The 13257-nt window shown below is 58.6% G+C and carries 11 protein-coding genes and 2 pseudogenes; 11 read left to right on the top strand and 2 right to left on the bottom strand.

What is annotated here, in order from left to right:
- Positions 1-14: 14 nt before the first annotated feature.
- The 3 genes and pseudogenes from JOE09_RS14925 to mlaA all read left to right on the top strand — a co-directional run.
- Positions 15-395 (top strand): annotated as a pseudogene (locus tag JOE09_RS14925) (cytochrome c-type biogenesis protein); the annotation flags it as partial.
- A 210-nt stretch (positions 396-605) separates the two neighbouring features.
- A pseudogene (locus JOE09_RS14920) lies at positions 606-1577 on the top strand (tetratricopeptide repeat protein); the annotation flags it as partial.
- A gap of 20 nt (positions 1578-1597) precedes the next feature.
- Positions 1598-2359: a phospholipid-binding lipoprotein MlaA gene (mlaA, locus tag JOE09_RS14915; protein ID WP_205066327.1), complete on the top strand. Its 762-nt coding sequence runs from the start codon at positions 1598-1600 to the stop codon at positions 2357-2359.
- Positions 2360-2443: 84 nt separating this feature from the next.
- Here the strand turns inward: mlaA and fadL are convergent, their stop codons facing one another.
- Positions 2444-3727, bottom strand: coding sequence for a long-chain fatty acid transporter FadL (gene fadL / locus JOE09_RS14910; RefSeq protein ID WP_200546108.1), 1284 nt, complete (start codon positions 3725-3727; stop codon positions 2444-2446).
- 372 nt (positions 3728-4099) lie between these two features.
- Here fadL and JOE09_RS14905 point away from each other — a divergent pair, with 372 nt between their 5' ends.
- From JOE09_RS14905 to sixA, 4 genes are all read left to right on the top strand, one after another.
- Positions 4100-4396, top strand: coding sequence for a YfcZ/YiiS family protein (locus JOE09_RS14905; RefSeq protein WP_205066326.1), 297 nt, complete (start codon positions 4100-4102; stop codon positions 4394-4396).
- 176 nt (positions 4397-4572) lie between these two features.
- Positions 4573-5883 (top strand): acetyl-CoA C-acyltransferase FadI, encoded by a 1311-nt coding sequence (fadI, locus tag JOE09_RS14900; RefSeq protein ID WP_205066325.1) that lies wholly within the window; start codon positions 4573-4575, stop codon positions 5881-5883.
- Positions 5883-8039, top strand: a complete 2157-nt coding sequence (gene fadJ, locus JOE09_RS14895) for a fatty acid oxidation complex subunit alpha FadJ (RefSeq protein ID WP_205066324.1) — start codon at positions 5883-5885, stop codon at positions 8037-8039. Before fadI ends, fadJ begins: the two co-directional genes overlap by 1 nt.
- 170 nt (positions 8040-8209) lie before the next feature.
- Positions 8210-8692, top strand: coding sequence for a phosphohistidine phosphatase SixA (gene sixA / locus JOE09_RS14890; RefSeq protein WP_105591200.1), 483 nt, complete (start codon positions 8210-8212; stop codon positions 8690-8692).
- 93 nt (positions 8693-8785) lie between these two features.
- Here sixA and smrB read toward each other — a convergent pair whose 3' ends face one another.
- Positions 8786-9337 (bottom strand): endonuclease SmrB, encoded by a 552-nt coding sequence (smrB, locus tag JOE09_RS14885; RefSeq protein WP_205066323.1) that lies wholly within the window; start codon positions 9335-9337, stop codon positions 8786-8788.
- Positions 9338-9538: 201 nt separating this feature from the next.
- Between smrB and prmB the strand changes: the two genes are divergently transcribed.
- The 4 genes from prmB to JOE09_RS14865 are packed head-to-tail and all read left to right on the top strand — an operon-like array spanning position 9539 to position 13243.
- The gene (prmB, locus tag JOE09_RS14880; protein WP_105591202.1) at positions 9539-10471 is read left to right on the top strand and encodes a 50S ribosomal protein L3 N(5)-glutamine methyltransferase; all 933 of its coding nucleotides are present in this window, start codon (positions 9539-9541) and stop codon (positions 10469-10471) included.
- Positions 10472-10497: 26 nt separating this feature from the next.
- Complete coding sequence (aroC, locus tag JOE09_RS14875; protein ID WP_205066322.1) at positions 10498-11583, top strand: chorismate synthase; 1086 nt, start codon at positions 10498-10500, stop codon at positions 11581-11583.
- 5 nt (positions 11584-11588) lie between these two features.
- Positions 11589-12413 (top strand): penicillin-insensitive murein endopeptidase, encoded by an 825-nt coding sequence (gene mepA, locus JOE09_RS14870; RefSeq protein ID WP_205066321.1) that lies wholly within the window; start codon positions 11589-11591, stop codon positions 12411-12413.
- 32 nt (positions 12414-12445) lie between these two features.
- Entirely contained in the window at positions 12446-13243 is a 798-nt protein-coding gene (locus tag JOE09_RS14865) for a sulfite exporter TauE/SafE family protein (protein WP_105591205.1), read from the top strand.
- Positions 13244-13257: the final 14 nt, after the last annotated feature.

Raw genomic sequence — 13257 nt, 5'->3', positions numbered from 1 at the left:
TTGCGCTGGCACTGATGCTGTTGAGTACCAGCGTGCTGGCGGACAGCATCGATACTTATCAGTTTGATTCAGTCAACCAGGAGCAGCAGTATCGCCATCTGACTGAATCACTGCGCTGCCCCAAATGCCAGAATAACAGCATCGCCGACTCTAACTCGATCATCGCGGCGGATATGCGGCTGAAGGTTTATGAGCTGCTGCGCCAGGGGCAAACCCCGGAGCAGATTAAGGCGTGGATGATCGATCGCTACGGTAATTTTGTTTCCTATCAGCCCCCGCTACAGCTCTCCACGCTGATCCTGTGGGCGGGGCCGGCGCTATTTGTTGCCATGGGGGCACTGATCATTGTGCTGCGCGGCAGGCAGCGTTTAAGTGTAAGCGAAGCCGAAGCCGAAGCCGAAGCCGAAGCCGCGAGTCAACGTGTGGGAGGTAGCCAGTGTTACGACGTTGATCAGCTGGAACCGAATGCCGGGAGCCTGGCGACGGAGTTCGCGCGAGTGCCGTCCCTGCCGGGCGCGTCAGGTCTGGCGGATGGCGGGCTTATGTCGCCCCCTCCATGCGATCCTGCCAGTCGGAACCCTGCCCTGACCAAGCCGCCGTCCGCCCGGCCGCTGAGCCGTTGGGTACTGCTTCCCGGCGGCGTGCTGCTGGCGGTTATCAGCGTGGGGTTTTATCTGAAAACCGGCGGCCTGTCGCAGGTGCTGGCCTGGCAGCAGGTAAAAAGCGATCTACCCGCGCTGCGCAGGCAGGTGATGGACCCGCAGGCCGCACCGCTGAACAGGGAACAGCTGGCCCGGCTGGCACTCGGAATTCGCAGCGAACTGCAGCAGGAGCCGCATAATCTGAACGACTGGATGATGCTCGGGCGGTTGGGAATGGTACTGAATAACGCCACCCTCGCCACGCAGTCCTTCGAACGCGCCCTGCAGCTGGCACCGGATAATCGCGACGTCAGGCTGAGCTATGCTGAAGTGCTGGCGCGATCCGCTGACCCGCAGGACAACCGCCAGGCAACGGTGATGCTGCGCGATATGCTGAAACACGACGGCAACAATCTTCGTCTGCTGGGTTTATTGGCATTTAATGCCTTTGGCCAGCAGGATTACACCGCAGCCATCGAAGCCTGGGATAAGATGTTGGCGCTTTTACCGGCCAAAGATGCGCGTGTTGAGGTCATTCGCCGCAGTATTGAGCAGGCCAAAAGCGCATCGGGTCAGCAAAGCAGCCATCTGGCGATTCAGATAAATCTGTCGCCGGAGGCAGAAAAAATGTTACCGGAAGGTGGAGTGTTGTATATTTCTGTTTCTGACGGAACCACTCCAGTTCCCGTTGCGGTGAAGCAGTTGCCGCTGAGCCATTTTCCTCTATCGCTCACGCTGGATGACAGTAACGCAATGATGCCGGAGCGCTTGCTATCAGCGCTGCATCAGGTGCGGGTTCGCGTACGTATTTCACGCGACGGCAGCGCCAATCCTCAACCCGGTGACTGGTTCGGGCTGAGTGAGGTTACGCCATTCAACGGTCAACAGCAGCTTGCGGTCACAATCGACCAGCAGGTGGCAGGCGATAATCCATAAACCAGTACAGGGAGAAAAAAATGAACTATCGCCTGACGGGCTTAGTGCTGGCAAGCGTAATGATGGTGGGCTGCGCCAGCTCTAAGAACGCCGATGATCCTCAGGGACGTTCCGATCCGCTGGAAGGCTTCAACCGGTCAATGTTCAACTTTAACTACAACGTGCTGGACCCGTACGTCCTGCGGCCCGTTGCGGTAGCATGGCGCGATTACGTGCCGGTGCCGGCGCGAAACGGCCTGGGTAACTTCTTCAGTAACCTTGATGAACCGGCCTCGATGATCAACTACTTCGTTGAAGGCAACCCTTATAAGGCGATGATCCACTTTAACCGTTTCTTCCTGAACACCCTGTTGGGGATGGGCGGTCTGATTGATGTGGCCAGCATGGCCAACCCGAAACTGGCGAAAGAAGAGCCGCGGGCCTTCGGTAGCACGCTGGGCCATTACGGTGTGGGTTACGGCACATATGTGGTGGTACCGGGCTACGGCAGCTTTACGCCGCGTGAGGATGTCGGTGGCATTGTTGACGATCTCTATCCACCGCTGTCATGGCTGACGTGGTGGATGTCCGCCGGTAAATGGGCTCTGGAAGGCATTGAGACCCGTGCGCAGCTGCTGGATTCCGACTCCATTCTGAGCAATTCGAAAGATCCTTATGCCTTTATGCGTTCGGCTTACTTCCAGCATCATGATTTCCTTGCCAGCGACGGCAAGCTGATCCCGCAGGAAAATCCGAATGCGGCGGCGATCAAAGACGAACTCAACGATATTGATGCGCCATAATTCTCGCGCCGCATAGTTGTTTTCGCACTGCATAATAAAAGGCCCGCTGGTTTCCCGGCGGGCCTTTTTCATGCTGAACGGTAATCAGAATTTGTAGTTAAAGCTTGCGCCGTACAGCCACGCTTTACCGGTAGAGTTAAAGGTATAAGGACCTTCTTTCACCGTCACGTGCTGGCCGTGCATATAGGAAACGCCGACGTCAACCGAGGCATCTTCATTGAAGGCATAAGATGTACCTGCGCTCAGCCACAGACGGTCCTGATCGGGAATGGAAATAGAGCGGGTCTGTGCCGGAACCGGGCTGTCATCGAAGGCGATACCGGTACGGAACGTCCAGTGATCGTCATGATAGTAGGTGGTACCCAGCGCGATGCGGTAAGCATCTTTAAAGCTCTCGTCTTTGTAGAACAGCTGCTGGCCGCTGGTGCCGGTGGCTTTCAGCTCCTGGAACTGGCTCCAGCTGGTGTAGGCCAGGCTGTAGTGCACGGCCCACTTCGGAGCCACCTTATGGAAGCCTGACAGTTCCCACATTTCCGGCAGATTCAGCGTCAGTGCGCCAGGAATAGTATTACCGTCGGTGCCAAACGGCAGGCCAAGGCCCAGCGCCTGGTTCAGTGGGTTAATCGAGCTTGGCAGACTGCTGCGATAATCGCCGTCGAAATCGATCTTCACTTCTGAACGGTAGGTCAGACCGAAGCGGTTATTATCGTCCACTTCATACAGAATACCGGCATTCCAGCCGTAGCCCCATTCATCACCTTTCAGATGGGCAATCTGGGTGTTTGCCGGGATACCCAGCGAGCCGAGGGATTCACCGGCGTAGCGTTCAATTTTGGCACGAGCATAAACCGCATCAAAACCTACGCCGAAGCTGAAGTGCTGATTCAGGCGGTAGGCGGTGCTGAGGTTAAAGTTCATGGTAGTCAGGTCGGTTTTACCGGCGTACGGACCTGCTGTATAGCTGTCGTTGAACTCGGTAGCCAGACCGTAGTTAGAGGTCACGCTGGCCCCTAACCACCACTGATCGTTAAGTGGTTGCACGTAGTGAATATTCGGCACCCAGGCGGTAGGGGCGATATTGCTGGCATCCAGGCTGTTGCCGCTGGCGGACTGGCCGTCGATATCAACACCGGGATCGATGAACACCGCGCCGACGGAGAACATCGGGCGATCCATCAGCGCCATGGTTGCAGGGTTACGGCTGGCGGACGCGGCGGTATCGCCCATCGCACCTTCACCGGAGTAAGCACGGCCTAAGCCAATAGAGGAAAATTCATTCAGTTGAAAGCCAGCCGCAAACACATTTGAAGAAACAAGGGCCACTGCCACGGCAAGTGTGGATTTCGTAAACAGGTTTTTATGGTTCATAACCACAACCTCATTAGATTTTATTAAACTCTGTTACCTGAAGTAACAAGGGATCGCGGATTGTAGGGACTGACTGACGGGCAACAAATCAGACCAGTGGCCCAAGTATAGGTCCGACCTGTACAGATGTTGCAATAATGTTTTCGACTTATTTCCAAAATGATGCAAGAAAAGAGATCTGCCTAACAAAAACTTACAGGTAGAAATTTCGAACAACGCCGCTGATTGCGGTGGATCAAATAATAGTGTGATTTTCATCACTTCACGGACTCATTTCGCGCGTCTGCTGGAGCGGGAAAAGCGTCAGGCGTAAAATGGATTTAGTCTTAAATTAACCTGCCGCCTTCCTGTCGCGGCATGCCGGAGGATGAAATGACCGACGCAATTAACCGCTGTAGCGCCAGCGAAACGGCAGCCTGTTGCTGCGTTGATGTGGGCACCGTGATGGATAACACCGACTGCACCGCGGCTTACAATCGTACTTTTGCCAACCGCAGTGAAGCCGAAGCGATGCTGACCTCGCTGACAGCGAAAGCGCGTGAGGTTGAGTCCGATCCCTGCGCGATCGACAGTACGTTTACCGAAACGCCGGAAGGCGTGGTGCTCGACTGTAGCTTTACCTTTAGCTGTCAGGCCGAAACGCTGATATTCCAGCTTGGTCTGCGCTGAACCACGCTCTTGCCTGTACTGACAGGCTATGGGGAGCGGCCAGCTCCCCTTAAACCGTGTTTGCTCTCGCATTTTTTTCTTCCCGCCGTAGCGCCCCGTTATATTCTGGTTAACACTGAGGAGGTCAGACCTCTTTGGCAGCGATGCCGTCCATCGACACGAAACAGGTGATAATAATGAGCAAAGCGCTACCTTTGCTGACGCGCCAGGGCGACCGCATCGCCATAACCCACGGGCTGCGCACGCCGTTTGCTAAGCAGGCGACGGCTTTCCACGGCATCCCGGCGCTGGAGCTGGGCAGAATGGTGGTCAGTGAGCTGCTGGCCCGCAGCGATATTCCCGCCGATATCATCGATCAGCTGGTCTTTGGCCAGGTGGTGCAGATGCCGGAAGCGCCAAATATTGCCCGGGAAATCGTGCTGGCCAGCGGTATGAGCGTCCACACCGACGCGTACAGCGTCAGCCGCGCCTGTGCCACCAGCTTTCAGGCGGTGGTAAACGTGGCGGAAAGCCTGATGGCGGGCAGTATTCAGGTGGGGATCGCCGGTGGTGCCGACTCCTCTTCCGTATTGCCGATTGGCGTCAGCCGCAAACTGGCAAGAACGCTGGTCGATCTCAACAAGGCGCGCACCCTGTCACAAAAACTCAAGCTGTTCAGCCAGCTGCGCCCGCGCGATTTACTGCCGGTGCCGCCTGCGGTAGCCGAATATTCCACAGGGCTGAGGATGGGGGATACCGCAGAGCAGATGGCAAAAAGCCACGGTATCAGCCGCGAGCAGCAGGATGCGCTGGCGCATCGTTCGCACCAGCGCGCGGCGCGTGCCTGGCAGCAGGGGCTGCTGAATCAGGAGGTGATGACCGCCTTTACCCCCCCGTGGCAGGCTGCGCTGGAACAGGACAACAACGTGCGCCCCGACTCAAAGCCGGAAGACTATGCCCGCCTGCGGCCGGCGTTCGATCGCCGCCACGGTACGGTGACCGCCGCCAACAGCACGCCGCTCACCGACGGCGCAGCGGCGGTGATCCTGATGACCGAATCCCGCGCGCGTGAGCTGGGCATCACCCCGCTGGGCTATCTGCGCAGCTACGCCTTCACCGCGATTGGCGTGCGCGAGGATATGCTGCTGGGACCGGCGTGGTCCTCGCCGCTGGCGCTGGAGCGTGCGGGCATCACCCTCAGCGATCTGACGCTAATCGATATGCACGAGGCGTTTGCTGCGCAGACGCTCGCTAATCTTAAAATGTTCGCCGATGAGCGCTTCGCCCGCGAGGTGCTGAATCGCCCGCACGCGCTGGGCGAAGTCAATGAAGAGATCTTTAACGTGCTGGGCGGCTCTATCGCCTACGGCCACCCATTTGCGGCCACCGGAGCGCGGATGATCACCCAAACGCTGAATGAGCTGCGGCGTCGCGGCGGCGGTCTGGGGCTGGTGACCGCCTGCGCGGCGGGTGGTCTTGGCGCGGCAATGGTTCTGGAGGCGGAATAATGGAACAGTCATCAGCATTTACTCTGACGATGCGGCTGGACAACGTCGGGGTGATTACCATCGACGTGCCGGGCGAGAAGATGAACACCCTCAAGGCCGAGTTTGCCGGCGAGATCCGCAGCGTACTCAAGCGCGCCTGCGCCAATCCGCAGCTGGCCGGGTTGGTGATCGTCTCCGGCAAGGCGGACTCGTTTATTGCCGGTGCGGACATCGCGATGATTGCCGCGTGCCACAGTGCGCAGCAGGCGGAAAAGCTGGCGCAGCAGGGGCAGAAGGTGATGGCCGAAATTGCAGGATTGCCGGTACCGGTGGTCGCGGCGATCCACGGGGCCTGTCTTGGCGGCGGTCTTGAGCTGGCGCTGTCCTGCCATCATCGCGTCTGCAGCCTTGATGAGAAAACCCGGCTGGGATTACCGGAGGTGCAGCTGGGATTGCTACCGGGTTCCGGCGGCACACAGCGCCTGCCGCGGTTAATCGGTGCCTCGGTGGCGCTGGATATGATTCTGTCAGGGAAAACCCTGCGCCCGCGGCAGGCATTGAAATGCGGGCTGGTGGATGAAGCCGTGCCGCACGCTATCCTGCTGGAAACGGCAGTTAAAATGGTCCTTAAAGCGCGTGAGGCAAGAAAACCGCTGCCGCTGCGCGAGCGGCTGCTGAGCGGTCCGGCCGGAAGGGCGCTGCTGTTTAACATGGCGAAACGCCGTGCGCAGGCGAAGACTCACGGCAACTATCCGGCGGTGGATAAAATCCTGACGGTAGCGCGCCAGGGGCTGGAACAGGGCAGCAGCAGCGGCTACGAAGCGGAGGCGAGGGCCTTTGGCGAGCTGGCGATGACGCCGGAATCGTCGGCACTGCGCGGGCTGTTTTTTGCCACCACCGCGCTGAAAAAAGATCCGGGAGCCGCAGGCAAACCGCGAACGCTGCACAGCATTGGCGTACTGGGCGGGGGACTGATGGGCGGCGGTATTGCCTGCGTGACCGCCACGCGCGCAGGGCTGCCGGTGCGCATCAAGGATATTAATGCGCAGGGCATCAACCACGCGCTGAAAACCAGCTGGCAGGTATTAAGCAAAGCGGTGAAACGTCGCCATCTGACGGAAGCCGGGCGACAGCAGCAGATGGCGCTGATTACCGGATCGACCGATTATCAGGGCTTCAGCCAGCGCGATGTGATTATTGAAGCGGTGTTTGAAGACCTGGCCCTCAAGCAAAAAATGGTAGCGGAAGTTGAAGCCCACTGCGGGCCGCAGACGATCTTTGCCTCCAATACCTCTTCGCTGCCGATTACCGATATCGCTGCCCACGCGCAGCGGCCGGAAAACGTCATCGGCCTGCACTATTTCAGCCCGCCGGAAAAAATGCCGCTGGTTGAGGTCATCCCGCACTCGGGCACCAGCGATGTGACCGTAGCAACGGCGGTGGCGCTGGCGAAAAAACAGGGCAAAACGGCGATTGTGGTGGCGGATAAAGCCGGTTTTTACGTTAACCGCATCCTTGCCCCCTATGTGATTGAGGCGATGCACTGCCTGCTGGCCGGGGAACCGATCGAAGCGATTGACGATGCGCTGGTGAAGTTTGGCTTCCCCGTTGGCCCGGTGCAGCTGCTGGATGAAGTCGGCATTGATGTCGGCACACATATTATGCCGGTGCTGGAAAAGGCGTGGGGTGAGCGTTTTGCGCTGCCATCGGCGCTGGGCGCAGTGCTTAACGATAACCGTAAGGGGCGTAAAAACGGTCGGGGCTTTTATCTTTACGGCAAACGCCCGGGCGGGAAGAAAAAGGCCGATGCGGAGATCTATCGCCTGCTGAAGCTGTCGCCAAAACCTTGTCTTAGCGCACAAGATATTGCTACGCGTTGTGTGATGATGATGCTCAACGAGGCGGCCCGCACTCTGGATGAACAGGTGGTGGGCAGCGTGCGGGATGGCGATATCGGTGCGGTGTTCGGCATTGGTTTCCCACCGTTTCTCGGCGGGCCGTTCCGCTACATGGACCGGATGGGGATCGCTCAGGTGGTCGCGGCCCTCGAGCAGCTGGAGCAGCGATTTGGCTCTCGCTTTGCGCCCTGCGAACGGCTGAAAAAAATGATGGAAGAACAGAAAACCTTCTACGGACCGGATGTTACGCTGGATAGCGGCGGCGTTTCAGCGAGTTAATTCTGACCAGTAAGTAGGTTGCTCTGTCGGGGTGTTATACCGGTCGCTCACTAAGTAAACAATCGGTTGACTATACTAAAGGCATTAGGTACAACACACCGTTCATTCTCTGAATGAAGAGTCGGTGGCGTTGTACCTCCGGCGTTTTTGTTTAACAACAGCGGTGCTATATGCAAGTTTTTATAATGCGTCACGGTGATGCGGCTCTGGATGCAGCCAGTGATTCAGTAAGACCTCTGACCCACTGCGGCTGTGATGAGTCCCGTCAAATGGCGGCCTGGCTTAACGGTCAGTCTGTGGATATCGAACGTGTGCTGGTGAGCCCTTACCTGCGTGCAAAGCAGACCCTTAACACCGTGCGTGAAGCGCTGGCGCTGCCGGCAGGTGAAGAGGTGCTGCCGGAGCTGACGCCCGGTGGCGATCCCGCCCAGGTGGCATGTTACCTGCAGGTGCTGGCTGATAAAGGTGTAAAATCGGTGCTGGTGATTTCGCACCTGCCGCTGGTGGGGTATCTGGTTGCAGAACTGTGCCCGCAGGAAGCGCCGCCGATGTTTTCAACCTCCGCCATTGCCTGCGTGGATTTCGATCCGGACAGCGCCCAGGGCAAACTTGAGTGGCAGGTTTCACCCGCCAAACTCGCCAAAGCGATCTAGCTTACGGCTCCGGGGTCGGCCTCGTTCTGCGGTCGGCCCATATTGTCCCGCCCACCTTTTTAGTCCCGACCTCTTGCGCAAAGGCCGAAATCTTTATGGCAGTTCCGGCGGCGTCCATTCTTCCACTTCAATCAGCACCAGCAGGGCCGCATCGCCACCGAACAGCTTGGGTGCCTGATGAAACGCCGTGACCCACGGATGCTGGGCCAGCCACAGCGGCGTCTGCTGCTTCAGAATATGTTTGCCGTGCCCGTGCATCACGCTGGCGCAAAAAATATGCTCGCGCCGACAGGCGGCAATCAGCGCACCGAGCTCCTGCTTGGCCTGTTGCTGGGTCAAACCGTGCAGATCGAGAAAAATCTCCGGCGTATAGTCGCCGCGCCGCAGTTTTTTTAACTCATAGTGGCTGACGTCGGATCGCACATAGCGAACCGGGCCTTCGTTGGCCAGCAACGGCTGGAATTCATCGGAAAAGTAGTGGCTTGCATCCATCTGCTCGGACAGCAGGCGTTTTTGCGGCACTTCGCTGATTTTTTTACGCGGCGGTTTGTGCACAATGGTGTCCTGCGCCAGCTTGCGCGTCCCGCTCATCAGCCCGCGAAACAGCGCCTTGTCCTCCACGCTCAGTTTCTCTTTTTTATTCATCTCAACTCACTGCTTGTTCTCAGAATAGCGCGGGCATCAGGCCAGCATTCAGCATCATCATACTGTTTTCAGCCGCTAGTCTACCTTTTCTTCCCCCGGTGACTAAACAAATCTCAGCTTTTTCACCCCCTCGCGCTGAATTATCTGCGTCTTCGTGGCAAACTAGCGCCCGGGTTTAACGAACGGCCTGCGGAGGGCACTTTGGACAAAATTTTCGTCGATGAAGCAGTGAATGAACTGCACACCATTCAGGATATGTTGCGCTGGTCGGTCAGCCGCTTTTCTGCTGCTGATATCTGGTACGGCCACGGCACCGACAATCCCTGGGACGAAGCCGTTCAGCTGGTGCTGCCAACGCTCTACCTGCCGCTGGATATCCCGGAAGATATGCGCACCGCGCGTCTGACCTCCAGCGAGCGTCACCGCATCGTTGAGCGGGTGATTCGCCGCGTTAACGAGCGCATTCCGGTGGCCTATCTGACCAATAAAGCCTGGTTCTGCGGCCATGAATTTTACGTTGATGAGCGGGTACTGGTTCCGCGCTCGCCGGTGGGTGAGCTGATCAACAACCGTTTCTCCGGCATCATCAACGATGAGCCGCGCCACATTCTGGATATGTGTACCGGCAGCGGCTGCATTGCCATCGCCTGTGCCTACGCCTTCCCTGAAGCGGAAGTGGATGCGGTAGATATCTCAACCGACGCGCTGGCGGTCACCGAGCAGAACATCAGCGCTCACGGTCTTGACCAGCACGTTACGCCGATCCGCGCCGACCTGTTCCGCGGACTGCCGGAAACGCAGTACGATCTGATCGTCACCAACCCGCCGTACGTTGACGCGGACGATATGGACGATCTGCCTGATGAATATCGCCACGAGCCGGAGCTGGGCCTGGCCGCAGGGCGCGACGGCCTGAAGCTGGTGCGCCGCATTCTGGCCTGTGCGCCAAACTATCTGAGCGATGACGGCGTGCTGATTTGCGAAGTGGGCAACAGCATGGTGCACATGATTGAACAGTACCCGGATGTGCCCTTCACCTGGCTGGAGTTCGACAACGGCGGTGACGGCGTGTTTATGCTGACTAAACAACAGATTATCGATGCTCAGCATCACTTCAAAATTTACAAAGACTAATTAGAAAAACAGATCGAGGAGCCAGCATGGCGGGTAATACCATTGGACAAGTATTTCGGGTAACGACGTTCGGCGAATCGCACGGTATCGCCCTCGGCTGTATCGTTGACGGCGTGCCGCCGGGCATTCCACTGACCGAAGCCGATTTGCAGCACGACCTTGACCGTCGCCGCCCTGGCACCTCGCGCTATACCACCCAGCGCCGCGAACCGGATCAGGTCAAAATCCTTTCCGGCGTGTTTGAAGGCCGCACCACCGGCACCAGCATCGGCCTGCTGATTGAAAACACCGACCAGCGTTCACAGGATTACGGCACGATCAAAGATCTGTTCCGTCCTGGCCATGCCGATTACACCTACGATCAAAAATACGGCTTCCGCGACTATCGCGGCGGCGGTCGTTCATCCGCCCGTGAAACCGCTATGCGCGTCGCGGCGGGAGCCATTGCTAAAAAATACCTGGAAATGAAGCACGGTATTAAAGTGCGCGGCTACCTGGCACAGATCGGCGACGTGGCCTGCGAGCTGAAGGACTGGGATCAGGTTGAGCAGAACCCGTTCTTCTGCCCGGACCCGGACAAAATCGACGCGCTGGATGAACTGATGCGCGGCCTGAAAAAAGAGGGCGACTCGATTGGCGCAAAAGTGACGGTTATGGCGGAGCGCGTTCCGGTGGGCCTCGGCGAGCCGGTTTTCGATCGCCTGGACGCCGACCTGGCGCACGCGCTGATGAGCATCAACGCGGTGAAGGGCATTGAAATCGGTGACGGTTTCGCGGTGGTTAACCAGCGCGGCAGCCAGCATCGTGATGAAATCCGTGCTAACGGTTTCCAGAGCAACCACGCGGGCGGCATTCTCGGCGGCATCAGCAGCGGCCAGACGATTATTGCGCACCTGGCGATGAAGCCGACTTCCAGCATTACCGTACCGGGTCAGACCATCACCCGCAGTGGTGAAGAAGTGGAGATGATCACCAAGGGGCGTCACGATCCCTGCGTGGGCATTCGCGCAGTGCCGATCGCCGAAGCGATGATGGCGATTGTGCTGATGGACCACCTGCTGCGCCACCGCGCGCAGAATGCGGATGTTCATACCGATATCCCACGCTGGTAACGACGATGAAAAAGACGCTGCTTGTGCTGTGCTCCCTGCTGATTTCTGCGGCTTCCCTGGCGGCCACGCCGTGGCAGACGATCCGTCAGCCGATTAGCGGTGCGCCGCAGTCGATTGGCGCGTTCTCTAACGGCTGTATTATCGGCGCTCAGGCGCTGCCGCTGGAGGCACCGGGTTATCAGGTGATGCGCACCGATCAGCGTCGTTATTTTGGTCATCCTGACCTGATCGCCTTTATCCAGCGCCTTAGCACGCGCACCACCCAGCTGGGTCTGGGCGAAGTGCTGGTGGGGGATATGGGCATGGCGGCCGGCGGGCGCTTCAGCAGCGGCCACGCCAGCCATCAGTCCGGTCTGGACGTGGATATCTGGCTCCAGCTGCCGAAGCAGCGCTGGACGCAGCAGATGCTGCTGAAGCCGCAGCCGCTGGATCTGGTCAGCGCCGACGGTAAAAACGTCGTTGCGCGCCACTGGCAGCCGCAGATAGACAGCCTGATCAAGCTGGCCGCGAAGGACAATGACGTGACGCGTATCTTCGTCAATCCGGCGATCAAAAAGCAGCTGTGTGCCGATGCCGGTGCCGACCGTGACTGGCTGCGCAAGGTGCGTCCGTGGTTCCAGCACCGTGCACACATGCACGTGCGCCTGCGCTGCCCGGCGGGCAGCCTGCAGTGTGAGGATCAGCCGCTGCCGCCTGCGGGCGACGGCTGCGGAGCCGAGCTGCAAAGCTGGTTTGCTCCACCGAAGCCGGGTACGACTCCGCCGGTAAAACGCGAGCCGCCGCCGCTGCCGCAGGCCTGCCAGGCGCTGCTGGATCGGCATTTGCTGTGATCGCCGTTACATTCAGGATTTAAGGAATTCAGATGGAGTGGTTTGCCGTTGCCCCGTGGTTACTGGGGGTGCTGTTTCTGGTGGCATTACTTGCCGGTTTTATTGATTCAATCGCCGGAGGCGGTGGGCTACTGACCGTTCCGGCACTGCTGGCCGCCGGGCTTTCTCCGGCACAGGCGCTGGCCACCAACAAGCTGCAGTCGGTGGGCGGCTCGTTCTCCGCCAGTCTCTATTTTATTCGCCGCAAGGCGGTGGATCTGCGCGAGCAGAAGTTGAATATCGCGCTGACCTTTTTAGGGTCGATCTGCGGCGCGCTGCTGGTGCAGCACGTTAAAGGCGATATTCTGCGCCAGCTGCTGCCGCTGCTGGTGATTGCCATTGGCCTGTACTTCCTGCTGATGCCGCGCATCGGCGAAGAGGATCGCCATCGTCGCCTGCACGGCCTGCCCTTTGCGCTGGTCGCCGGGGGCTGCGTCGGTTTCTATGACGGCTTCTTCGGGCCGGGTGCGGGATCGTTTTATGCGCTGGCGTTCGTCACCCTGTGCGGCTACAACCTGGCGAAATCAACCGCGCATGCCAAAGTGCTGAACTTCACCTCGAATCTCGGCGGCCTGCTGCTGTTTATGCTCGGTGGCAAGGTGGTGTGGGGCGTGGGCGTGGTGATGCTGGCGGGACAGGTGTGCGGTGCGCGTCTGGGGGCCAGAATGGTGCTGAGTAAAGGCCAGAAGCTGATCCGCCCGATGATCGTGATTGTTTCAGCGGTGATGAGCGCCAAGCTGCTGTTTGACAGCCATGGAGCGGAAATTATCGCCTGGTTCCACGCGCTGTAGGCGTATTTGCGCAA

The organism is Pantoea coffeiphila (assembly GCF_016909495.1).
Lineage (GTDB): Bacteria > Pseudomonadota > Gammaproteobacteria > Enterobacterales > Enterobacteriaceae > Erwinia > Erwinia coffeiphila.
The sequence above is the reverse complement of the archived record's forward strand: the minus strand, read 5'-3'. Positions and strand labels throughout refer to the sequence as shown.